Raw genomic sequence first — 23245 nt, forward strand, 5'->3', positions numbered from 1 at the left:
CCTGATGCGAACAGCCAGCTACGTCATCTTCTGGGCCATCACCGCGATCGTGGTCGTGGTGCTCATCACGCTGCCGATCAGCCTGCAGGCGCATCTGATCGCCGGCGCGATCGTGGTCGCCGCGATGATCATCCTCAAATTCCTGAGGCCTTACGGCGTCTGGCGGCTGATCGCGCTGGGCCTCGGGACCGCCATCGTGCTGCGCTACATCTATTGGCGCACCACCAGCACGCTGCCGCCGGTCAACCAGCTCGAGGATTTCATCCCGGGCCTGATCGTCTATCTCGCCGAGCTCTACAATATCGGCATGCTCTTCCTTAGCCTGTTCGTCGTCGCGATGCCGCTGCCCAAGCGCAAGACGCCGCCGATCGACCCGGAGAACGCGCCGACGGTCGATGTCTTCGTCCCCTCCTACAATGAGGACGCGGAGCTTCTGGCGACGACGCTCTCGGCCGCACTGGCGATGGACTACCCGCCAGGCCGCCTGAAGGTGTTTCTGCTCGACGACGGCGGCACCGACGAGAAATGCAATGCCGACAACTTCGTCGGGGCCAGCGCCGCGCGGGAGCGCCGCGCGACGTTGCAGACGCTGTGCGAAGGCCTCGGCGTCACCTATCTGACGCGCGAGCGCAACATCAGCGCCAAGGCCGGCAATCTCAACAACGGCATCGCCAACTCGCAAGGCGAGCTGATCGTCGTCTTCGACGCCGACCATGCTCCGGCGCGCAGCTTCCTGACCGAGACGGTCGGCTATTTCGGGCAGGACCCGAAGCTCTTCCTCGTCCAGACCCCGCACTTCTTCATCAATCCCGACCCGCTCGAGCGCAATCTCAAGACCTTCAAGATGATGCCCTCCGAGAACGAGATGTTCTACGGCATCATCCAGCGCGGCCTCGACAAATGGGACGCCTCGTTCTTCTGCGGCTCGGCCGCGGTCCTGCGCCGCACCGCGCTGGAGACGACGAACGGCTTCTCCGGGCGCAGCATCACGGAAGATGCCGAGACGGCGATCACCCTGCACGCGACCGGCTGGCACAGCGTCTATGTCGACAAGCCGCTCATCGCGGGCCTTCAGCCGGCGACCTTCACCAGCTTCATCGGCCAGCGCTCGCGCTGGGCCCAGGGCATGATGCAGATCCTGCTGTTCCACCGCCCGATGTTCAAGAGCGGCCTCTCCCTGCCGCAGCGCCTCTGCTACTCGTCTTCGGCCCTGTTCTGGCTCTTCCCCTTCGCGCGGCTGACCTTCCTGATCGCGCCGCTGTTCTACCTGTTCTTCGGCCTGGAGATCTTCACCGCCTCGGGCGCCGAGTTCATCGCCTATGTGCTCAGCTACATGGTGGTGAACCTGATGATGCAGAACTATCTCTACGGCCGCTATCGCTGGCCGTGGATCTCCGAGCTCTACGAGTTCATCCAGTCGGTCTACCTGCTGCCGGCGGTGATCTCGGTGCTGCTGAGGCCGACCAAGCCGACCTTCAAGGTCACGGCGAAGAACGAGTCGCTCGAAAGCAGGCGCGTTTCCGAGCTCGGCAAACCGTTCTTCATCATCTTCGCCGTGCTGTTTCTCGGCGTCATCGCGACCTACTGGCGCACGGTCGCGGAGCCGTACAACGCCGACACGACCCTGGTCGTGGGACTGTGGAACATCCTCAACCTGCTGATGGCGGGCTGTGCGCTCGGCGTCGTCTCCGAGCGGCCGGAAGGCCGCGCCGCGCGTCGCTTTGCCGTGAAGCGCCGCGGCGAGATCACCATCGACGGCCGGACCGCCCCGGTCGTCACGGAGAACGTATCGGTCGACGGCATCGCCATCCGCGTGATGTCGAAGGATTTCGACAAGGTGCCGGTCGGCACCGTCGGGCAGGTTTCGTTCGAGACGACGATCGACATGCCGCGCGGCTCGCTGCCCGTACGCGTCATGCGCCTTGCTCCCGACGACAAGGGGCTCATGCTGGGTTGCAGCTACGAGCCGAGCGAACCGCTGCACAGCCGGATCATCGCCGACCTCGCATTCTCCGACGCCGATAACTGGAGCCAGTTCCAGAAGGCGCGGCGCCAGAACATGGGCGTGATCTACGGCACGCTGCGCTTCCTGCGGATGGCGGTATTCCAGACCAGCCGCGGCCTTTCCTATTTCTTCGGTCTCTACCGGTTTTCCCGTTCTCCCTCGCGGCCGGGAGCGGCGGAATGAAGCGGTTCGGATTACCCCTTCTCGCGGCTGCGATCGCTCCGCTGGCGCTGGGGCTGATCTCGCATCTTGCCGCACAGGAGCCGCCGTCGCCTGCTCCCGCACCGGCGCCCTTCATGATCGCCCCGCCGAGCCAGCAGCCGGCCGCGCCGCCGCCTGCGGCCCCTGCCCCCGCTCCATCGCGAGAGGCGGCGCCGACCCCGGCTCCGGCTTTCGCGTTCAAGCCGCTGCTGCCTGCGTCGCGTGTCACGCTCGAAGGCGAGAGCGACACGCGCAGCTGGGCCTTCTACCTGTCGCAGGACGAAGCAGGAACCGATCTGAGCCTCGACGTCGCCTTCCAGAACGCGCTCGTGGTGATGCCGGAGGTGTCGCGGCTGGCCGTTCGCCTCAATGGCGAGCGGATCATCGAGGTGCCCATCGCCTCGTCCGATCGCCTCAAGCATAGCTCCACCGCGGTTCGCAAGGGCCTGCTCCGGCCGGGGCAGAATACGATCAGCTTCGAAGTCCTGCAGCGGCATCGGACGGACTGCACGGTCGCCTCGACCTATGAGCTGTGGACACGCATCGACGGCGCGGGCACCCGGCTGACGTTCAAGGGCCCGAACGCGCAGCAGTTCCGCCTGCGCGGCATCGACGATCTTCCGGCCATCGGCGCCGACGAGGGCGGCCAGACCACGATCGTCATCGTCGCGCCCGGCGCCTCGCGCGCCATTTCGGCGAACAGCATCTTCGCCGTCGCACAGGCACTCGCCTTGCGCGGCCGCTATGGCCAGGTGGCGGTGAAAGTCTCCGAACAAATGCCGGACCGTGTCCGCCCGGGGACGCTGACCGTCGCACTCGGCACGAACGAAGAGATACGCGCCCTGCTGGGAGCGCTGCCCGCCGAAGCCGGTGGCCGCAGCTTCCTCGGCTTCGTGCCGAGCCCGAAGAAGGGCGCCGACATGTTGCTTGTCACCGGCGAAAGCTGGCCGGATCTCGACGCGATCGTCGGCAAGATCCTGACCGCGCCGGTTTCCCGGCCCGCCAACATCAACCGCAAGACCATGGATACCGCAAGCTGGCACGTGCCCGATGCGCCCTTCATCTCCGACCGGCAGGTGGTGCGGTTCTCCGAGCTCGGCATCGCCACCCAGGAATCGTCCGGGCGCCGCATGCGCGTGCGTGCGGTCGTCGCGATGCCCGGCGACTTCTATGCCAACGCCTATGGCGAGGCGACGCTTTATCTGGATGGTGCCTACTCGAACGAGGTCCTTCCAGGCGACAGCCATATCGAGATCTTCGTCAACGGCAACGTCGCCGCGACCGTGCCGCTCAATACCGCAACGGGCGGTCTCTTCCAGCAGTTTCCGATCACCGTGCCACTTCGGCATTTCCGCCCAGGCGTCAACGAAGTCTGGTTCGAGACCGTCACCGTGACGAAATCGGACCTGGCCTGCGGGCCGGGGGCGACACTGCCCGGCAAGAGCCGCTTCGCGCTGTTCGACACGACCGCGCTTGCCATCCCCGACTTCGCCAAGATCGGCGTGAGCCCCAATCTCGCGGCGGTCGCCGGCACCGGCTTCCCCTATTCGGTCGCATCGCGGGTCGCGCTGATCATGGGCCGGCAGGACCCCGCCAATCTCAGCGCCGCGACGACATTGCTGGCGCGCATCGCCCAGCGCGCCAGCCGGCCGCTCGCCGTCGATGTGCTGGCGGGCACCGCGGCCGTTGGGGACCGGCCCGTCCTGATCGTCGGCGCCGCCGGACAGCTGCCGGCCGGCCTGCTCCCGCGCGTAGGCATCGCCGACAACGTCCGTGCGACCTGGCCGTTGCGCGCCGATGCCGTGGTGGTGACGCCGGATGCGGAAGGCGCCGCCGTCTTCGATGCGGTGATCAACCGGCTGCAGGGCCGGCAAGCGACGCCGGAAGCGTCCGGCGGCGCGGCACCGACCACGGAAGGCGTCCGCGAGCGCTGGCGCGGTTCGCTGGGCGGCCCGCTCGCACGCTATTTCATCGCCTTCGACCAATGGCTCCAGCGAACCTTCGACCTGTCCTTCGCGCAGCTGCGTACCCCCTCGCGCGCGCCCACGCTCTACGAGCCGGCTGAGGGCACCGATCTCATCGCCGTCCAGGCGGCCGACCCGGATACGAGGCAGGTCTGGACCGCCTTCATCGCCCGCCGCGAGGAGGCGCTGGAAAGCACGGTGGACAGGATCGTCTCGCCCGGTAATTGGGCGGGCATGGCCGGCAAGATCACTGCCTTTCGCGGTGCCCAGGAAGCCCACATCATCTCCGCGGACAGCACCTCCTTCGTCATGACCAGGCCTTTCAGCCTGGCGAATATGCGGCTGGTCTTCGCCAACTGGATGTCGAGCAATATCGGGATCTACGCATTGGCCCTCCTCACGGCCTGCATCGGGCTGGGCATTGGAACCTCGCTCATGCTCGGACGGTTGGGGCGTCGATCATGAAACGTTTTCTCGCCGTGCTGGCCGCAACCTTCTTCGGCTTCCTCTCCAACGCGCAGGCGACCGTGCCTGCCGATGCCTGGGCGCTGTACCGGCAGAAATTCGTCACGGCCGAGGGCCGCGTCATCGACGATGCGAATGGCGGGATCAGCCATAGCGAGAGCCAGGGCTACGGGCTCCTGCTGGCATGCCTGGCGGGGGACCGCAGCACCTTCGCCAGCATCTTCGCCTTCACCCGCACCGAACTCCTCATCCGGGACGACGGGCTTGCGGCGTGGCGCTGGGATCCGAAGGCAACCCCACGCGTCAGCGACATCAACAACGCCAGCGACGGCGATCTGCTGATCGCCCACGCCCTCGCCTGCGCCGGCAGCCGCTGGACCATGCCGGCCTATACCGCCGCCGCGCGCCAGATCGCCCGCTCGCTGGCGAAGGTGGCGCTCATGAAGCGCGGCAGCGATGTCTGGCTGATGCCGGCCGCAGTCGGCTTTTCGGAAAAGGATCGCGCCGACGGCCCCGTGATCAACCCGTCCTATTGGGTGTTCGAGGCCCTCCCGGTCATGGCCCAGCTGACCGGCGAGCCCGTCTGGATGCAGCTCCAGGCAAGCGGGCTCAAGCTGCTCGACGATCTGGCGAAGCGAAAGATGCTGGCGCCCGAATGGCTGTCGATCAGGGCCGAGCCAAAGCCGGCCGAAGGTTTCCCCGCACAGTTCGGCTACAACGCGATCCGCATCCCGCTTTATCTGCTGCGCGCGGGGCTGGGCGAGAAGGCACGCCTCGCGCCGTTCCGGCAGGCCTGGGCCGACGGCACCGCGGTCATCGATGTGCGCAGCGGCAAGCCGGTCGAGCCGCTGGCCGATGCCGGCTATCGCATTCTGGCCGCCGCCATGGCCTGCGCGCTCGACGGCACCCCGATTCCGGAGGAGCTGAAAACCTTCCAGCCGACGCTCTACTATCCGTCGACCCTGCACCTTCTCTCCCTCTCCATGCTGAGCGAGAGGTATCCGCAATGCATGTGAAATCGACCCTGATCCTCGTCGCGGCATCGAGCGTCGCGTTTTATGCCTTCGGTCGCTACGGCCAGGACGTAAAGCCGTCGCAATCCATGATTCGGTCCGCGCAGGCTGAGGGACAGGCGCAATCGGCCACGCCGGGCTCGGAAACAGCTATCGAACTGGCGCAGGCTCCCAGCGTGCCCGGCCGGCCAGCGGCTGCGCCGCCACAGTCCCAGCCGCAACCGCAGAAGGTCGACGAAACCGCGCTGCGCTATTTCGCGGCGCAGGGCGACACCCGCCGCTTCGAAGCCGAGCTCGCCAGGCTGCGCGCGCTCTATCCCGAGTGGAGGCCACCGACCGACCTGACATCGCAGGGCCAGGTCGGAGACCCCGAACTCGAACGGATGTGGAAGCTCTTCGCCGACGGCAAATACGGCGAGGTGCGCGCCGCGATAGCGCAGCGCAGCAGCGCCGATCCGAACTGGCGTGCGCCGGCCGATCTCGTCGCGCAGCTCGATCTGACCGAGGCCCGCCAGCGCCTCGTCAACGCATCGAACGCCCGGCAGTGGGAACAGGTCATCCGCCTCGGCACCGAGACGCCGGCCCTGCTGACCTGCGCCAATGTCGATGCGCTCTGGCGCGTCGGCGAGGCTTTCGTCCAGACCGGCAAGCCGGAACGCGCGCGCGACGCCTACGCCTATGTTCTCGCCAACTGCACCAACCCGGCCGAGCGGATCGGCACGATGCAGAAGGTGATCACCACGCTGCCGGAGAATTTCGTCGACCCGCTCCTCGCACAGGAGCGGCAGAACGAATTCGCGAGCATCCGCGACGAGCTCGCGCGGCGCCATATCGGCAAGGCGGCCGACGACCCGGCTCAGACCGCAACGCCAGAGGATATCCGCCGCATCGAGGCGCTCGCCAACGCTGCCGCCACGGCGGACGACCCGATACTGCTCGGCTTCTACGCCCTCCACCACAACGACCCGGCCAAGGCCGCGACATGGTTCCAGACCGCGCTCACGCGCAATGGCGGCGCCAAGGCCGCCGAAGGCGCGGTGCTCGCTCTGGGCGCGACGCGGAAATACCAGGAGGCCGAGACGCTCGGCGCGCAATGGCTGGAGGCCGGAGCCGCCAACCGCAAGGCCTATCTCGATGTCGTCACCGCGCTGCTCACTCAGGAGCCGCCGTTGCGGCTCGAGCGCAACGTGATCGAACGCATCGTCAAGACGGTCGGAACGGACCGCTACGCACCCGGAGCGGCGGCACTCGGCTGGTATGCCTACAACTCGGGACAAACCGTGCCGGCCGGCACCTGGTTTGAGACGGCTCTGTCATGGGACCGCGGCTACGAGCCGGCAGCCTATGGACTCGCGCTCGTGCGCCAGCGCCTGCGCGATCAAGGCGGGCTGCGGGCCCTCATGACCGAATGGGGCGGTCGTTCCCAGCGGATCGCCGACATTCTCAATCCCGCGCGCAGAAGGCCCTCGCCCCAGGCGGATCGACCCGTGGCTCCCGATACGCGTCCGGTTTCGCGGATAGAGCCCGCCGTCGAGCCCGTGGAACGCATATCTCGCCCCGTCAGTCCTGCGGAGCGCCCTCGTCGCGCGGTGGCACAAGACGACACGGCGGTCGTGGCGGCGTCCCCCCGACCGAGTGCGGCACGCCCGAGCAGCGGCAGTTGCGGTGCCGGCTCGTCTGGTGCGGCCGCCCTGCAGCGCGGCTGGTGCCTGCTTAACCTCAAGCGCCCGGTTGCGGCGGCGGAGGCCTTCGAGGCGGCGCGGCGCAGCGGCAGTGCCCAGGTCGCCGCCGATGCAGCCGCGGGCCTGGCTTATGCCAAGATCCAGCAGGGATTGACGACGGAGGCCAGCGCGGCGGCAAGCAGCGCAGCGCTGCCAGTCGCGCGACGCAACGAGCTCTCGGCCCTGCTCCTCTCGGAGCGCTTTTACGCGCAATACGATGCCAAGGATTTCAACGGAGCGTTGGTCACGCTTTCGGGCCGCGCGCGCTACGCCCCCGAGACCACCGACCTGATGCTGATGCGCGGGTGGTCCTATTTCAATCTCGGTCGCTTCGATGACGCCGACCAGGTCTTCCAGGCGCTCTACAAGGCGAACAAGTCACCCCAGGCGTTGTCGGGGTTGACCGCGATCCGCGATGTGACCCAGCGCAACAGATACTAGAAGAGCCCGCAGCGCCGTATGGGCATGGCGCTGCGGGCCTTCGCAGATCTTACTCGGCCGGAACCGCCAGCACCTCGCCATCCACCACCAGCGGAGAGTGCCCGCTCAGTGCCGCCTGCAGCTGGTCCTGATCGAGCTCGCCTTCCCAGCGCGCCACCACGATCGTCGCGACGGCGTTGCCGATGAAGTTGGTCACAGCCCGGCATTCCGACATGAAGCGGTCGATGCCGAGGATGAGCGCCATGCCCGCGACCGGGACGGCGGGAACCACCGAGAGCGTCGCCGCCAGCGTGATGAAGCCCGCACCGGTGATGCCGGCCGCGCCCTTCGAGCTGAGCATGGCGACGAGCAGCAGCAGAATCTGGTCGCCGAGCGGCAGATGGATGTCCATCGCCTGCGCGATGAACAGCGCAGCCAGCGTCATGTAGATGTTGGTGCCGTCGAGATTGAAGGAATAGCCGGTCGGGATGACCAGGCCGACGACGGAGCGCTTGCAGCCAGCCGCCTCCATCTTCTCCATCAGGCTCGGCAGAGCGGCTTCGGAGGAGCTGGTGCCGATGACGAGGAGGATCTCCTCCTTGATGTAGCGGATCAGCGCCAGGATCGAAAAGCCGTTGTAGCGGGCGACGGCGCCGAGCACGACAAGCACGAAGATCGCCGCCGTCAGGTAGAAGGTTGCAATCAGCATCGCGAGATTGGCGACGGAGCCGATACCGTAGCGGCCGATGGTGAAGGCCATCGCGCCGAAGGCGCCGAGCGGTGCCGCCTTCATCAGGATCGCGACCAGCTTGAAGATCGGGGTCGAGAGCGCCTGCAGGAAATCGAGCACCGGCTTGCCGCGCTCGCCGACCATCGACAGCGAGAGGCCAAATAGCACCGAGAAGAACAGCACCTGGAGGATATCGCCCGAGGCAAAGGCGCCGACGATGGTGTCGGGAATGATGTTCTGCAGGAAGCCGATGATGCTCGAGTCATGCGCCTTGGCCGCATAGCCCTGCACCGCCTTGGCATCCAGGCTGGCTGCGCCGATATGCAGCCCGGCGCCCGGCTGGACGATATTGCCGACGATGAGGCCGATGATCAGGGCGAGCGTCGAGAACGTCAGGAAATAGATCATCGCCTTACCGGCGACGCGCCCGACCTTCTGCATGTCGCTCATGCCCGCGATCCCGGTCGAGACCGTCAGGAAGATCACCGGTGCGATGATCATCTTCACCAGCTTGATGAAGGCATCGCCGAGCGGCTTCATGGCCGTGCCCTGTTCCGGCCAGAAATGGCCGAGCAGGATGCCCACCGCGATCGCGAACAGGACCTGTACATAGAGCTGCTGGTAGAATTTTTTCGGTCGCGCCGCCGGCTGGGCGTGCGCGAGATCGAGCGTAGTCGCCATGATGTGCTCCTTGGGTCTGCGGTGTTTTGCTCTTGTTCGAAACCGCTGCGCCCCTTGGGCAACCGGCGTGCCAACTGCCGGAAAATGCAAAAAATTCGACAAAACAAGATGTTAGCGGACGAGCGGTCGTTCTTCTTGAAACCATCTGGCGAGAACCCGCACGCACCCCTCTTGATTTGTGCGGAAATCCGCACAACGACAATGCATGAGCCGCCCATTGCTCGATCTGGGGAAAGGCACTGCCAGGCTGTTTTGGCTGGTCTTCGGACTGGCTGCAGCGGCGGTCGCCATCGCGTCGCTGTTCGCCGCCGGCGAGATCGGCCGCAGCCGCGCCATCGCGGGCACGCAGGCCCGCGCCGAGGATGCGGGAACGCTGGCTCTCGCCATCCTGCGCGGCGAACTCGAAAAGCAGCGCGCCCTGCCGGTCATCCTCGCCCGCGATCCGGACGTTAGGCAGGCGCTGGCCGGCGGCAGCCGGCACGGGCTCGACCTCAAGCTGGAGATCATCGCGCGCGAGGCGCGGGCCGCGGTGATCTATCTGCTCGGTCCCGATGGCGTCGCGATCGCGGCCAGCAACTGGAACGAACCGACGAGCTTCGTCGGCAGCGACTACAGTTTCCGCGATTATTTCAGGGGGGCCGTCGCCACCGGAAGCGCAGAGCAGTTCGCGCTCGGCACGGTCAGCCAGCGGCCAGGCCTCTATATCACGCGGCGGATCGAGGAGGCCGGCCAGAGCCTCGGCGTGATCGTCGTCAAGGTCGAGTTCGACCGGGTCGAGGCGGATTGGCGGGCTCTCGGCGGTGAGACCTATGTCGTCGACCGGCGCGGCGTGGTGCTGCTCGCGACGATCGAGGATTGGCGCTTCCGGGTCGAGGCTCCGCTCGACCCAGCGACGGCAGCTGCGATCCGGGATTCGCTTCAGTTCGGCGCAGCGCCGCTGACGCTGCTGCCGCTGCGGCCGCAGGGAGAGCTGGTACAGGGGCGGAGCCCGCTCGCCGGTCGCTATGTCCAGATGCGCCAGCCCGTTCCGACGACGGATTGGGCACTGGAGGTGCTGCTGCCTGTCGATGCGGTGATTACCTCCGGCCGCTCGCAATCGCAGGCGCTGGTCGCGCTCGTGCTGATGCCGGGCGCCGCGCTCGCCGCCTTCGCCCTGCGCCGCCGCCAGCACAATCTGGCACGGCGCGAGGCGGACGCCCGGGCGAAGGCCGAGTTGGAGGAACGCGTCGCCGAACGGACGGCCGAGCTCGCCGGCGCCAATCAACGCCTCGTCGCCGAGATGGCGAAGCGGACCCGGGCGCAGGAGCGCCTGTCAAACGTCAGAGAGGAGTTAGCCAAGGCCAACCGCCTCGCGACACTCGGCCAGATTACCGCCGGCGTTGCCCATGAGGTCAACCAGCCGCTGGCAGCCTTGCGCACCTATGCCGAGAATGCCCGGGCCTTCCTGAAGCGCTCCGACGCCGCCGAGGCCGACGGCGCGCTGGTGCGGATCGTCTCGCTGACGGACCGGATCGGCGCGATCACCGAGGCCCTGCGCGGCTTCGCGCGGCGCGGCAAGGGGCCGCTTGTGCCCGTTCCCGTCGCCAGTGTCATTGAAGGCGCGCTGACCCTGCTGGAAGGCCCGCTGCGTCAGGCCGGCGTGACGCCGGTCGTCACGGCCCCGCCGGAATCGGTCCTCGTCACCGCCCGGCCGATCGAGCTCGAACAGGTGCTGGTCAACCTCCTGCGCAACGCGACCGAGGCCCTGCTCGAAGGCGGCGACCGGGGCGAGCCCGCGCTCGCCATCACCGTCACCCCGCGCGGCGACCGGGTCGAGGTCACGATCACGGATCGCGGCCCCGGCCTGTCGCAGGAAGCGCTGGCGCAGCTCTTCACTCCGTTCAGCACAACGAAGCCGAAGGGGCTCGGACTTGGGCTGGTGATCTCGCAGGACATGGTCACATCGTTTGGCGGCACGCTGACCGCCAGGAGCCGGCCGGGCGACGGCGCGAGCTTCGTCATTGATCTGAAGAGGGCTGCTGCATGACCGATCCCGGCGCTCCCATCGACGCGATCGAGGTCGCCTTCGTCGACGACGATCCCGATCTGCGGGACGCCAATGTGCAGGCGTTGCGCCTGGCCGGGTTCCGGGCGATGGCGCTGCCCTCCGGCCAGGCGGCGCTGCAGCGGATCGGACCCGATTATCCGGGTATCGTCGTCACCGATATCCGCATGCCCGGCATGGATGGGATCGAGCTGTTCCGGCGCTTGCAGGCACTCGACCGTGACATCCCGGTGATCATGATCTCGGGCCATGCCGACATCGAGACGGCGGTCGGCGCGATGAACGAAGGCGCTTACGACTTCATCGCGAAACCCTATGCCGGCGAGCGCCTCGTCGAGAGCCTGCGGCGCGCGGCCGAGAAGCGCGCGCTCATCCTCGAGAACCGCCGCCTGCGGATGCTGGCTGCGCAGGGCGAGGAGGACGGCGCCCTCATCGGCGAAACGGCCGGCATCACCCGCCTGCGCCAGACCATCCGAGAGCTCGCCGATGTCGATGTCGACGTGCTGATCCTCGGCGAGACGGGCACGGGCAAGGAGGTCGTCGCGAGCCTGCTTCACCGTCTCGGCCGGCGGCGCGACAAGCCCTTCGTCGCGCTGAACTGCGGGGCGCTGCCAGACAGCGTCATCGAGAGCGAGCTCTTCGGCTACGAGCCGGGCGCCTTCACCGGCGCGCAGAAACGACGCATCGGCCGCATCGAGCATTCCAGCGGCGGCACGCTTTTCCTCGACGAGCTGGAGAGCATGCCGATCACGGCCCAGGTCAAGCTGCTGCGGGTCCTGGAGATGCGTGAGATCGCGCCGCTCGGCTCGAACGATCTGCGCCGCGTCGATCTGAGGGTCGTGGCCGCGACCAAGGTCGATCTCGGCGACCCCGCGCAACGCGGCGATTTCCGCGAGGATCTGTACTACCGCCTCAACGTGGTGACCCTGCGCATACCGCCGCTGCGCGAGCGCCGCCGCGATATCCCGCTGCTCTTCACCCGCTTCCTGGCGCGGGCCGCGGAAAAATATCGTCGGGAGGTGCCGCCATTGGACCGTGCCGTGGAGCGCCACCTCGTCGAGAACGATTGGCCGGGCAATGTGCGCGAACTCGTCCACTTCGCCGAGCGCGTCGCACTCGGCCTGCCGGACAACCTGCTGCCGGTCCGAAAGCAGGACGAAACCGAAGCGCTGAGCTTGCCCGAACGACTCAACGCCTTTGAGGCGACGCTGATCCGGGAAGCCCTGCAGGAAAACCAGGGCGATGTCCGCGCCGCGCTGGAGAAGCTCCGCATTCCCCGCAAGACGTTCTACGACAAGCTCGCGCGCCACGGCATCGATCGTATCGCCTATGAGCCCGGAACGGTCGGGCGATGAAAGCTCCGCCAATGCCGAGCATTGCGGCGTTTTACAGGCTCTCCGTGACCCCTATCTGAGCTGGCTGTCCTTGCTGCCGCGCCGGTTATAGGCGGATGATGCCGCCGGCCGATCATGGCCCGCCTGGCAATGCACGCAGAGCCGGGCGCCGGGCATGGCGCGGCGGCGCGCTTCGGGGATTTCGTCGCCACATTCCTGGCAATGAATCTCCCCCGGACCGGACGGCAGTTGCGCCCGCGCCAGCCGAACCGCGTCGTTGACGGAATCATCGATCTGATCCTGAACGGCCCCGTCAGGGGCCCAGCCGCTGGCCATCATGCACCTCCTGAGCCAGAGGATATGGGGTCCGTGGCCGAGAATCCAACGCCTGCGCGCCGCCTCCGCCGAAGCTCGTCCCTGCCTAGGAGCCGCTGGCCGCCGCCGCCTTTTCGAGCGCGTTCACGACATCATCGAGGCTCTCCTTCACCCCGAGCAGAAAGTCCTTGCGGAAAGCGATGATCGTGTCCGGTGGCTGGCCCTTGAACGTGTAGACCGCGGCGACCTGATCGGGGTTGACGTAGACRGGCTGGCCGTCCTTCGGCGAGGTGAATTTGCAAAGCTTGGGCATCTGCAGTCTCCATTCGGACCCGCCCGCTGGCGGCATCGGCTTGCCCGGGCAGCGGCGGTTTGTCCGTGGAGATTTCGCTACAAGCTCACGGCGCCTCAGTCCACGGGTGGGCCTGCACAGCCGCAGAAGAAGCATCGTATGCGGTGCGGTATTCAGCGCGTCGAGGTGAGAAACCCCGTGACATCGTCCAGGATCGGCGCCCGCCACTGCAGAAGGCTCGAAATCGCTGCCACTGTTTCGGCGTGGCCGAGCCCGGGATAGATCTTGAGAGAGACCGATCTCGCGCCGGCCCGTTGCAGCGCGACCGCGAGCCGCTCGCTGTTGCGCGGCAGCACGGTGGTATCGTCGGAGCCGGTCACCAGAAGGATCGGCGGAGCGTCGCTGCGCGCAAAGTTGATCGGCTGCGTTTGCGCAAGGTCGCGGGCGTTTCCGAATGCAGCCTTCGTGACCTCGATGTCGAGCGGCAGGAAATCATAAGGGCCCGAAAGCCCGACGGCGGAGCGGATATAACGCGAAGGCAGCCCGGCGGCGGCAAGATAGCGCCTGTCCAGCGTCAGCATCATGGCGTTGTAGGCGCCGGCCGAGTGGCCGATGACGTGAACCTGGCGCGGAGCGCCGCCGTAACGAGCGATGTGGTCACGGACGAAGCGCAGAGCGAGGGCGCCATCCTCGATGAAGACCGGAAAGCGGACCTCGGGAACGAGACGATAATCCGCGATCACGGTGACGAAGCCCCGAGCGGCGAACTCCTCTCCGACGAAGGCGTAGGTCTCCTTGCTGCCATTGGCCCACGAGCCGCCATAGAAGAAGACGACCGGCCTGTCGGTACCGCCACCTTGCGGGACATAGATGTCCATGCGCTGCCGGGGATGGCGGCCATAGGCGACATCGCGTGCGCGGTCGGTCAGGCCACCCGGTCGGAGCGTGGAGCAGCCTGGAAGCGCTCCCGCCGCTAGCACAGGAACGATCGCACGGCGGGAGATTTCGGTCGTCATGATCGCCATCGGCTTGAGTGCATTCGGCTTATACGCCCGGCCGGGCCGTTTGGATCCGCGGGGCCGATCATGCGAAAGCGACGCCGCTACTGAACCGGGGCCGCATGCGCGACGTATCTCCATGCACAGCCCCGGAGGTCGTCATGCGCTTCGTCGCCGCCTACATCGCCTTCCTCGTCGCCTTCGGAATCTGCGATGCCATCTGGCTCGGCACGATGACGGCGAGGCTCTATCGGCCGGCCCTCGGCGACCTGATCGTCGAGCAGGTGCGCTACTGGCCCGCGGCACTGTTCTATTTCGGCTTTCCGCTCGGTGTCGTGCACTTCGCGCTCATGCCTGCCCTGCGCGATGGAAGTGCGAGCGCCGCGCTCATCAACGGCGCCCTGATCGGCCTCCTCGCCTATGCGACCTATGACCTGACGAACTACGCCACGCTGCGCCCGTGGACGCTGACGATCACGCTGGCGGACCTCGCCTATGGCACGGTCGTGGTCGGTTTCTGCAGCTGGATCGCCTATGGCGCGGTCCGCCGCGCCATGGAATGGGGCTGGGTTTAGCCCCTGCCCGTCAGGCCGGGCGCAGGCGATAGTGATTGACGCCCCATGACGCCCCGGCCGCATGGCCGAACAGCCCGCTCGTCGCCAGAAAGAACAGGCGCCAGCGCCGACGCCAGAGCGGCGCTTCCGCACCGTAGACCTGGCGTAGAATCGGGTCGATCGTCGGCAGGTTGCGATCGAAATTCGCCAGCCAGTCCTCGGCGGTCGCCCGATAGTGCTCGCCGCTCCAGCGCCACTCCGCCTCGACGGCGAAGAGATCGGGGAACTGATGGGCCAGCGCAGCGCTCGGCATCAGCCCGCCGGTGAAGAAATGCTGCGCGATCCAGTCACCGGTATCGGCGGCATCGAAACGGTAGCAACCCTGCGCATGGGCGAAGACGTGGAAGAACAGCCGCCCGTCCGGCTTCAGCCAGCCATGGATCCGCCCGAGAAGGGCTTGCCAGTTCGCCATATGCTCGAACATCTCCACGGAGACGACGCGGTCGAAGCGCTCCTCCGAGGCGAAATCGTTCATGTCGGCCGTGACCACCCGCAGGTTGACGAGCCGGCGCCGAACGGCCTGCTCCTCGATGAAGGCGCGCTGCGAGGCCGAGTTGGAGACCGAGACGATCCGCGCCTTCGGATAGCGCTCGGCCATCCACAGCGAGAGCGAGCCCCAGCCGCAGCCGAGCTCGAGGATATCCTGCCCATCGGCGAGGTCGGCATGCTCCGCCGTCAGCGTCAGCGCCGTCTCTTCCGCAGTCGCCAGGGTATCCCCGGGGTCGGCGTAGTAGCAGCAGGAATACTTCCGCCGCGCTCCGAGAACCTGATCGAAGAAGGCGGCAGGCACCTCGTAATGCTGTGTATTGGCGGTGTCGGTATGAACAGCGATCGGGAACGCCGCCATCCCGCGCGCGAATGCCGCCGCATCGGCGGATTGCGTCGCGAGCGACCGATCCGTGCGCCCGACCAGCGAGGCGATCACCATGCGGCTGACGGCGTCGGGCACGGGCAACCCCTCGCCCCAGTTCGAGAGCCTCTGCATGAAGGTCATGGCATCGCTCCTTTCGGCGGCAGCGGGATCAGCGCGCTGGTTCGGTTCTGGTAGGCCCGATAGGCCGCGCCGTGCTTGGCGAGCATGTGCTCCTCCAATGGCGGGATGCCCGAGATGCGCGTGAGCAGCAGCGTGATGCAGGCCGGCGCCAGCAGAGCGAGCCAGCCCCACGGATAGGACATGCCGGGCGCGATCACCGCGTAGGAGCACCAGAGCAGGCATTCGAAGAAGTAGTTTGGGTGTCGCGACCAGCGCCACAGGCCACGATCGCAGACGCCGCCCCGTCCGGAACGGGCGAAGGCACGCAGCTGCCCGTCCGCGACCGCACCGCCCGCCAGACCGGCGACGAAGACGATGATACCGGCGAGGTCCTGCCATCCCAGCACAGGCGCAGGGCTATGCGCCGCCAGGACGATCCCCAGCGCCAGCGGAATGCTGACCAGCGCCTGAATCTGGAGCAGCCGGACCATCTGCCTAGGGGCATCGTTACCCCAGTCGCGCTTGAGCTTCGCATAGCGCGGGTCCTCGGCGATGCCGCTGGTCCGGCGCGCGATGTGGAGCCCAAGCCGCAGCGCCCAGGCAAGCGCGAGCCCGGCCACCAGCCAGTGCCGCGACATCGGTCCCGCCCCGAACGGCAGCAACGCGCCGGCGATGCCGGTCGCGCCAAGGCCGAAGGTCCAGACCACGTCGATCCAGCCGGAATTGCCGCTGCGGCGTTCGATCAGCGTCGCCAGCGCCATGAACCCCGACATCGCCACGGCCGTGAAAACGACGGCCATGGCGAAGGAGGCGATGGTCACAGCCGCACCAGCGGTTGCAGCAGCCGGCCGAGCCAGCCCTGGAACAGCACGTTTCCGGTCATGGCGACGATGCAGGTGCAGCCCTCGACCGGGTCGACGCGCGGCGTGTGATCATGGTCGGAATCGGCTTCGTCGAAATCGCCGGCCGCATAACGCCCGTATTCGTGCTCGTAGGCGCCCGAGAGGATCGTGGTCCATTCGAGGCCGCTATGCTTGTGATGCGGCAATGCGATGCCCGGCCCGGCGCGCAGCATGAACACGCGCGCTTCCGCGCCGGGAACCTCGACGCGCCGCAGGGCGATCCGGATACCGATCGGCCGCCACGGGCCGAGGCCATAGGGACGCAGCACTCCGGGCAGCCCATGCTCGGTCGCCGGCGAAGCTTGGCCGAACCCTGCAGCATCGGGCCCGACCAGCCGCGAATACGGCGGCCCCATATCCATCGCGACGGGCTCGACCGCATCGAGGAGGGCGCCCTGCACAGCCTGCAGTTCCTGCACCCGCTTCCGGCTCTCGCGATCCGCCTCGACATGGGCGGCGACCACCAGCGCAAGGCCTTCGTCGAGTTGGCCCGCGGCGAACGTAGCCAGCATTTCATCGGATGGACGATGCGCGATGCTCATCGCAAATCCTCCAGTTTGCCGCGCAGATGCGACAGCGCCAGCCGCAGCCGCGACTTGACCGTGCCGAGCGGAATGGCGAGGCGTTGAGCAACATCCTGGTGGCTGAAGCCTTCCAGGAAGGCCAGTTCGACGACGCGATACTGATCGGCAGAAAGCTGCGTCATCGCAGCCCGCACGCGCGCCTCGCGCTCGGCTCCAGCGAGGGTCGTGTCGGGTTGTTCGGGGGCTTCTTCATCCAGGATCTCGTAAACTTGGGACAGCCGCGACCGGGTTTCCCGACGGGCGATGTCGATGCGTTGATTGCGCGCGATGGTCGCGATCCAGGTCGATGCGCTCGCTTTCGCGGGGTCGAACAGCGCCGCCTTGCGCCAGACTGTCAGCAGCGTCTCCTGCGCGACCTCCTCGGCCAGCTCCGCAGGGGTACCGCCGCGCATCAGCAGCCCCTTCACGCGCGGCGCGAAATGGTCGAACAGCGCGACGAAGGCTGCCCGGTCACCCGAGCATGCGATCGCGGCAATCAATGTGTTGGGGTCGAACAAGACGACGAAACGACCTCCTTGCGCTGCTCCCGCCTTGCGCATGCCATCGACAGTCAGGGCGAGTGCGGCAACCATATGCGAGATACGCCGGCGTCGCCGCCCCGGATCACCGGCCGATGGGCTCCGGCAGGACGAGCCGATATCATTCGGCGGCCTTCCAGTTCACGTCGCGGCAGATCAGGCGCCCGACGATGCAGCCGCGCGTGGTGAGCGCGCCGGCCGTCGCCGTGATCGTCATCGAATAGCTCCAGTCGCGCTTGGGATCGTAGGCGTTCCCGGAAAAGGTCCCGTCGGGCTGGCGCGATATGGTCATGATGAGCTTGTCGCCGGCCGCCTCGCCCTTGCTGGTGTCGCCGATCCAGAGATTGGTGGCGCAGATCTTGTCGCCGCAGGGCGCGATGTGCACGCGCGCATTGCCGTCGTCGCGCAGCCATGTGCCGTCGAGATCGGTAGCGGCCGCGCTCGCGGCCGAAAGAGACGCGAAAGCGAGAGCGAGCGGAAAACGCCTCATGGCAATGTCCTTTCAGCGAATGCCCCTCGTCTACGCGCCACGAGCGCCGCCGGTTTCATCGGAGCGCGAAATCGTGTCGAGGCGGGCAGCGAAGAGCCAGCCGATCAGCGCGGTCAGCGAGGCCGCGCTCAGGAAATTCAGGCGCTGCAGCGCCGCATATTCGCCCTGCTCGTAGAGATGCAGCGGCGCGCCGAGCATCTCCGCAGGCAGCAGATAGGCGACGAATGCGAGCGCAGCGAAGCCCAGGGCAAACGCCCGTTCGGAGCGGCGAAACAGCAGCAGCGCGAGCACGAGGCAAGGAAACAGGAAGACTTCGACGCCTGAGCCCGGGCCGAACGCGACGCGGCACAGCAGCGTGTTGCCGATGCCAGCCATTAGCAAAAGCGAGCGCCCGAGAAGTGGGCTGCGGCGCATCGCGGCCGGCACCGCCGCGAAGAAGGGCGTCGACAGGAAGGTGACGTAGGACGGAGAGATCGTCGGCGACACCGCCCAGTAGAGATAAAGCGGATAGAAAGGCTGGTTCGAGACGATCACGAGCGCGATGGTATTGGCGATCGCCGCTCGCGGGTCGGGATGCGCGGCATAGGCGCCGATCGCCGCGATCACTCGCTTCAGGCCATTCGCACTCATCGCCCAACCCTCGCGACTCTCCGATCCCTCTTCGCTTACGCCGCAGCCCGGCCTTCGGGTCACCCGGCCAACGCGCTTTTGACGATCCGCGGCAAATCCAGAACGGAGCCCCCCGCGTATACCCCTCATGAAAAGCGGGGATGCGGAGATGGAACGGGCGCTGGACAAGCCGATGAGGATCGCTGTGATCGGTGCCGGTATCTCCGGCCTCTCCGCCGCCTGGCTGCTGGGACAGGCGCACGACGTCGTGCTGTTCGAGGCCGCCGCTCGGCTCGGCGGGCACGCCAACACGGTTCGCGTCGCCGGGGATGGCGGCGAGACGGCGGTCGATACCGGCTTCATCGTCTACAACGAGGCGACCTATCCGAATTTCATCGCGCTGATGGAGCATCTTGGCGTCGCGACGCAGCCGACCGAGATGTCCTTTGCAGTATCGCTCGACGACGGCCGCCTGGAATATAGCGGCACCAGCATCACCGGGCTGTTCGCTCAACGCAGCAACCTGTTCCGCCCGCGCTTCTGGGCGATGCTGCAGGACATCCGTCGCTTCTACCGCGCCGCATCGCGTGATGCTCTGATCGGCGTTGCGGCGGAGATTTCGCTGGGCGACTACCTCGCAGCCGGCTGTTATGGCGCCGCCTTCCGGGACGACCACCTTCTGCCGATGGCCGCGGCGATCTGGTCGGCGCCCTGCGCGGAAATCCTGTCCTATCCTGCCGCGGCCTTCCTGCGTTTCCATCACAATCACGGGCTACTCCAGCTCACCGATCGGCCGGCCTGGCGCACCGTGACCGGCGGCAGCGCCGTCTATGTCGAGAGGCTGCGCAACGCCTTTTCGGGTGAGGTCAGGACCGGCTCGCCGGTGAGGCAAGTCAGGCGCGGGCCGAACGAGGTCGTGCTCGCGGGCGACGGCTGGAGCGAGCGCTTCGACCAGGTCGTCTTCGCTGTTCATGCCGACCAGACGCTGGCCCTGCTCGCCGACCCCGGCACGGCGGAGGCCGAGGCACTCGGTGCCTTCCGCTACAGCCGCAACCGTACCGTGCTGCATGGCGACACGGCCCTGATGCCTCGGCGCCGGCGAGCCTGGGCAAGCTGGAACCATATCGGCGACCGGAGCCGGCCAGAGGCCGCCTGCGCCGTCACCTATTGGATGAACCGGCTTCAAGGCCTGCCGCAGGAGCGGCCGCTCTTCGTCACCCTCAACCCGCCGGACACGCTCCGCAAGGAGACCATCCTCCATGAGGAGATCTACGAGCACCCGCTGTTCGATGCCGCCGCGCTCGACGCGCAGACGCGGCTCTGGTCGCTGCAGGGCAGTCGGCGCAGCTGGTTCTGCGGCGCCTATTTCGGATCCGGTTTTCATGAGGACGGGCTACAGGCCGGGCTCGCGGTCGCCGAGGCGCTCGGCGGCGTGCGGCGGCCCTGGCGCGTGCGCGACGAGTCCGGCCGCATCCCGTTGCCCGCTCAGCGCGAGCAGGCGGCATGAGCTGGAACTCCGCCCTTTACGTCGGGCAGGTGCGACACCGCCGGTTCCGGCCGAAACCGCATGCCCTGGCCTATCGCGTCTTCTGGATGCTGCTCGACCTCGAGGAGATCGATGCGCTCGCCGCGAGCCTGAGAACCTTCTCGCGCAATCGCTTCAATCTCTACGCCTTTCGCGATGCCGATTACGGCGACCGTAGCGGGCGACCCTTGCGGGCGCAGATCGGCGAAGCTCTGGCGAGCGCCGATATCCCCTGGGACGATGGCCCGATCCGGCTGCTGACGATGCCGCGTATCCTCGGCTACGCCTTCAACCCGATCAGCACCTATTTCTGCCATCGCCGTGACGGCAGCCTCTGCGCCACCGTCTATGAGGTGCACAACACCTTCGGCGAGATCCACAGCTACGTCGCGCCGGCCGATGCCTCGGGAGAGCCGCTCCGGCAGGAGGCCCGCAAGCTCCTCCATGTCTCGCCCTTCATGGGTCTGGCGATGCGCTATGCCTTCCAGGTCGTACCGCCCGCAGAGAATGTCTCAATCACCATCGACGGTCACGATGCCGGGGGCCGGCTGATCGCCGCCACGATGAGCGGCAGGCGCGCGGCAGTGAGCGACGCGGCACTGCTGCGGCTGCTGGCGAGCCACCCGCTCCTGACCTTGAAAGTCACCGCCGCCATTCATTGGCATGCGCTACGTCTGCTGGCGAAGCGCATTCCCTGGCGGCCGCATCCGGCCCCACCGGAACAGCCCTTCAGCCCGGGCAACGCCGTGACGCCTCATGCGAAAGGACCGATACAGCCATGAGCCGGCCCGAGACAGAGCAGAATCTCCCCATGGTCGAGCAATCGCTTGAGCTGCCGCGCGGCATCAGCCTGTCGCGCTGGTTCCTGCGCCGCGCGCTCGCGCGCATCGCCGTCGGCCGCCTGACCGTCGTCACGCCCGAGGGCGAGCGCCTCCAGAACGGACATGGCGCACCCGGCCCTCAGGCCACGCTGATCCTGAAGAAGTGGCGCGCGATGCGGCGGCTGCTGCTCGACGGCGATATCGGACTGGCCGAGGCCTATCGCGACGGCGATCTCGATACGCCCGATCTCACCGCATTGATCGAGCTCGGCGCGCGCAACGATGCCACGCTGCGCCGGCTGACCTCCGGCGCGTGGCCGGCACGCCTGCTCAATCGCTTCCGGCATGTGCGGAATGCCAATACCCGCGCGGGCAGCCGCCGCAACATCACGGCGCATTACGACCTCGGCAACGCGTTCTACGGCCATTGGCTCGACGCCAGCATGATGTACTCCTCGGCGCTCTACGAAACGCCGACGGAAACCCTCGAAGCCGCGCAGCAGCGCAGGCTCGACAGGATCGTCGCCATGCTCGACCTTTCCGGCGGCGAGCATATCCTCGAGATCGGCTGCGGCTGGGGCGCGCTGGCGGAGCGGCTGGCCCGCGAAGGCTGCCGCGTGACCGCGATCACCCTGTCGCCTTCGCAACTCGAGGCAGCGCAGCGGCGCATTGCCGAGGCCGGCCTGGGCGAACGCGTCAGCCTGCAACTGCAGGACTACCGCGACATCTCCGGCCAGTTCGACCGCATCGTCTCGATCGAGATGATCGAGGCGGTCGGGCGGGGATATTGGCCGTCCTACTTCGCCACCTTGCGCCGCTCGCTACGGCCCGGCGGCCGGGTCGTCCTGCAGGCGATCACGATCGACGAACATATGTTCGAGGACTATCAGCAGGGCACCGATTTCATCCAGCGCTACATCTTCCCCGGCGGCTGCCTGCCATCCGTCCCTGCGGTGAAGAGCAAGGCGGAAGCAGCCGGTCTCTCCGTCACCGAGCAACTCGACTTCGGCGAGAGCTACGCCTTGACGCTCAAGGAGTGGCGCCGGCGTTTTCTGGAGCGCTGGTCCGAGATCGCACCGCTCGGCTTCGACGAGCCTTTTCGCCGGTTGTGGGAGTTCTACCTCTGCTATTGCGAAGCCGGCTTCAGGGCACGAACCATCGACGTCAACCTGATCGCGTTGCGGGGCAGCTGATCCACGCGCAGCCCGCTTATCCCGAAGCGAGCGAGATGCTTCCCTGCAGGGTTGAACCGATTTCGGTAGCGGGCGATGCGCCCACTACCGAGCGGTTGACATGGCGATGACGACGAAGCTGCCATCGCCATCGCGCAACAGATCGTCAATCCAGGAAGCTGCGTATTTGCACCGACTAGGCGATACTGAGGAAAAGCTCTTCGGGCGCCGGTCGTGTGGGGATGAGCCCGTCTGCAAACGACCATTCGATCATCCGTGAGATAACCTCCCGGTTTTTCTCGAGGCCCGACGGCCAATAGTCGCGCCCCATGATCTCGGTGGTGCGTCGCAGTTCCTCCCCTACCCAGGGCAGGCTGATCTTGAGGGCCTGTTCCGTCCACAGATCCTGATTAGCGATCTCCTGGGCCGCCTCGAAGACGGCGGCTCCTAAACTGAATCAGCACCGCGCCTAGGCTGACAATCGCTGCAAGGCCAGACCCCGCTCCAATCAAAAACTGCCTGGAGTACGGATTCGGGTATGGGGGGTGGCTGTAGGGATCCGAGCGCCATGCTCTGTTCCACCGGCCCAGAAATATTAACTGGGCTGTTTAGTCCCGGCATTTGGTGGATTGGATCGAGGGTGAATCGTTCCGGCTCTGAAGTCCAGCGCTTGCAGATGAACTCGTAGGGCGTGAGGCCTTTGAGGGTCTTCAGGCGCCGGCCGAAATTGTAAGCTGAGACGAAGTCCTGGAGGTGACGATCGAGCTGGTCGTGGCTGTCGTAGTGATAGCGTTTGACGGTCGCGTCTTTGATCGTCCGGTTCATTCGCTCGACCTGCCCATTGGTCCAGGGAT

The 23245-nt window shown here is 66.9% G+C and carries 20 protein-coding genes and 1 pseudogene; 10 read left to right on the top strand and 11 right to left on the bottom strand.

Annotated elements, in window-relative coordinates; all coding sequences use genetic code 11:
• Positions 1-4 precede the first annotated feature (4 nt).
• Genes bcsA through AC1DVA_RS12695 form a run of 4 tightly spaced genes read left to right on the top strand, consistent with a single transcriptional unit; the run spans position 5 to position 7810 of the window.
• Positions 5-2188, top strand: a complete 2184-nt coding sequence (bcsA, locus tag AC1DVA_RS12680; RefSeq protein WP_476806111.1) for a UDP-forming cellulose synthase catalytic subunit — start codon at positions 5-7, stop codon at positions 2186-2188.
• Entirely contained in the window at positions 2185-4635 is a 2451-nt protein-coding gene (locus AC1DVA_RS12685; RefSeq protein WP_476806112.1) for a cellulose biosynthesis cyclic di-GMP-binding regulatory protein BcsB, read from the top strand. The genes bcsA and AC1DVA_RS12685 overlap by 4 nt, the downstream gene beginning before the upstream one ends.
• Positions 4632-5651, top strand: coding sequence for a family 8 glycosyl hydrolase (locus AC1DVA_RS12690; RefSeq protein ID WP_476806113.1), 1020 nt, complete (start codon positions 4632-4634; stop codon positions 5649-5651). Before AC1DVA_RS12685 ends, AC1DVA_RS12690 begins: the two co-directional genes overlap by 4 nt.
• Positions 5642-7810, top strand: a complete 2169-nt coding sequence (locus tag AC1DVA_RS12695; RefSeq protein ID WP_476806114.1) for a tetratricopeptide repeat protein — start codon at positions 5642-5644, stop codon at positions 7808-7810. Before AC1DVA_RS12690 ends, AC1DVA_RS12695 begins: the two co-directional genes overlap by 10 nt.
• 49 nt (positions 7811-7859) lie before the next feature.
• Here AC1DVA_RS12695 and AC1DVA_RS12700 read toward each other — a convergent pair whose 3' ends face one another.
• Positions 7860-9200, bottom strand: a complete 1341-nt coding sequence (locus AC1DVA_RS12700) for a dicarboxylate/amino acid:cation symporter (RefSeq protein ID WP_265050120.1) — start codon at positions 9198-9200, stop codon at positions 7860-7862.
• Positions 9201-9405: 205 nt separating this feature from the next.
• Here AC1DVA_RS12700 and AC1DVA_RS12705 point away from each other — a divergent pair, with 205 nt between their 5' ends.
• Positions 9406-11226 (top strand): sensor histidine kinase, encoded by a 1821-nt coding sequence (locus tag AC1DVA_RS12705; RefSeq protein WP_476806115.1) that lies wholly within the window; start codon positions 9406-9408, stop codon positions 11224-11226.
• Positions 11223-12599 (top strand): sigma-54-dependent transcriptional regulator, encoded by a 1377-nt coding sequence (locus tag AC1DVA_RS12710; RefSeq protein WP_265050122.1) that lies wholly within the window; start codon positions 11223-11225, stop codon positions 12597-12599. Before AC1DVA_RS12705 ends, AC1DVA_RS12710 begins: the two co-directional genes overlap by 4 nt.
• Before the next feature lie 51 nt (positions 12600-12650).
• Here the strand turns inward: AC1DVA_RS12710 and AC1DVA_RS12715 are convergent, their stop codons facing one another.
• From AC1DVA_RS12715 to AC1DVA_RS12725, 3 genes are all read right to left on the bottom strand, one after another.
• A complete protein-coding gene (locus AC1DVA_RS12715) occupies positions 12651-12917 on the bottom strand; it encodes a DksA/TraR family C4-type zinc finger protein (protein ID WP_476806116.1) in 267 nt (88 codons plus the stop codon).
• A gap of 82 nt (positions 12918-12999) precedes the next feature.
• Positions 13000-13206 carry a hypothetical protein gene (locus AC1DVA_RS12720; RefSeq protein ID WP_265050124.1) on the bottom strand — a complete coding sequence of 69 codons (207 nt, stop codon included), beginning with the start codon at positions 13204-13206 and terminating at the stop codon, positions 13000-13002.
• Between the two features lie 152 nt (positions 13207-13358).
• A complete protein-coding gene (locus tag AC1DVA_RS12725) occupies positions 13359-14201 on the bottom strand; it encodes an alpha/beta hydrolase (protein ID WP_476806117.1) in 843 nt (280 codons plus the stop codon).
• Between the two features lie 143 nt (positions 14202-14344).
• Here AC1DVA_RS12725 and AC1DVA_RS12730 point away from each other — a divergent pair, with 143 nt between their 5' ends.
• On the top strand, positions 14345-14758 hold the full coding sequence (locus AC1DVA_RS12730) for a DUF2177 family protein (protein WP_265050126.1): 414 nt from the start codon (positions 14345-14347) through the stop codon (positions 14756-14758).
• A gap of 10 nt (positions 14759-14768) precedes the next feature.
• Here the strand turns inward: AC1DVA_RS12730 and AC1DVA_RS12735 are convergent, their stop codons facing one another.
• The 6 genes from AC1DVA_RS12735 to AC1DVA_RS12760 all read right to left on the bottom strand — a co-directional run bounded on the left by AC1DVA_RS12735 (position 14769) and on the right by AC1DVA_RS12760 (position 18894).
• Positions 14769-15791 (bottom strand): SAM-dependent methyltransferase, encoded by a 1023-nt coding sequence (locus AC1DVA_RS12735; RefSeq protein ID WP_476806118.1) that lies wholly within the window; start codon positions 15789-15791, stop codon positions 14769-14771.
• Complete coding sequence (locus tag AC1DVA_RS12740) at positions 15788-16591, bottom strand: DUF1295 domain-containing protein (protein ID WP_265050128.1); 804 nt, start codon at positions 16589-16591, stop codon at positions 15788-15790. The genes AC1DVA_RS12735 and AC1DVA_RS12740 overlap by 4 nt, the downstream gene beginning before the upstream one ends.
• The gene (locus AC1DVA_RS12745; RefSeq protein WP_265050129.1) at positions 16588-17214 is read right to left on the bottom strand and encodes a ChrR family anti-sigma-E factor; all 627 of its coding nucleotides are present in this window, start codon (positions 17212-17214) and stop codon (positions 16588-16590) included. Before AC1DVA_RS12745 ends, AC1DVA_RS12740 begins: the two co-directional genes overlap by 4 nt.
• Complete coding sequence (locus tag AC1DVA_RS12750; protein WP_476806119.1) at positions 17211-17753, bottom strand: sigma-70 family RNA polymerase sigma factor; 543 nt, start codon at positions 17751-17753, stop codon at positions 17211-17213. The genes AC1DVA_RS12745 and AC1DVA_RS12750 overlap by 4 nt, the downstream gene beginning before the upstream one ends.
• Positions 17754-17895: 142 nt before the next feature.
• Positions 17896-18264: a DUF2147 domain-containing protein gene (locus AC1DVA_RS12755; protein ID WP_476806120.1), complete on the bottom strand. Its 369-nt coding sequence runs from the start codon at positions 18262-18264 to the stop codon at positions 17896-17898.
• A gap of 30 nt (positions 18265-18294) precedes the next feature.
• A complete protein-coding gene (locus AC1DVA_RS12760; RefSeq protein ID WP_265050132.1) occupies positions 18295-18894 on the bottom strand; it encodes a hypothetical protein in 600 nt (199 codons plus the stop codon).
• A gap of 148 nt (positions 18895-19042) precedes the next feature.
• Between AC1DVA_RS12760 and AC1DVA_RS12765 the strand changes: the two genes are divergently transcribed.
• From AC1DVA_RS12765 to AC1DVA_RS12775, 3 genes are read left to right on the top strand one after another with little or no spacing between them, the layout of a single operon-like run.
• Positions 19043-20380: an NAD(P)/FAD-dependent oxidoreductase gene (locus tag AC1DVA_RS12765; RefSeq protein WP_265050133.1), complete on the top strand. Its 1338-nt coding sequence runs from the start codon at positions 19043-19045 to the stop codon at positions 20378-20380.
• Entirely contained in the window at positions 20377-21180 is an 804-nt protein-coding gene (locus AC1DVA_RS12770; RefSeq protein WP_265050134.1) for a DUF1365 domain-containing protein, read from the top strand. The genes AC1DVA_RS12765 and AC1DVA_RS12770 overlap by 4 nt, the downstream gene beginning before the upstream one ends.
• Positions 21177-22412 carry an SAM-dependent methyltransferase gene (locus tag AC1DVA_RS12775; RefSeq protein WP_265050135.1) on the top strand — a complete coding sequence of 412 codons (1236 nt, stop codon included), beginning with the start codon at positions 21177-21179 and terminating at the stop codon, positions 22410-22412. The genes AC1DVA_RS12770 and AC1DVA_RS12775 overlap by 4 nt, the downstream gene beginning before the upstream one ends.
• Before the next feature lie 585 nt (positions 22413-22997).
• On the opposite strand, the pseudogene AC1DVA_RS12780 reads toward AC1DVA_RS12775, so the two are convergent.
• Positions 22998-23245 (bottom strand): annotated as a pseudogene (locus AC1DVA_RS12780) (integrase core domain-containing protein); the annotation flags it as partial.

Source organism: Allobosea sp. P4_C6, assembly GCF_056402015.1.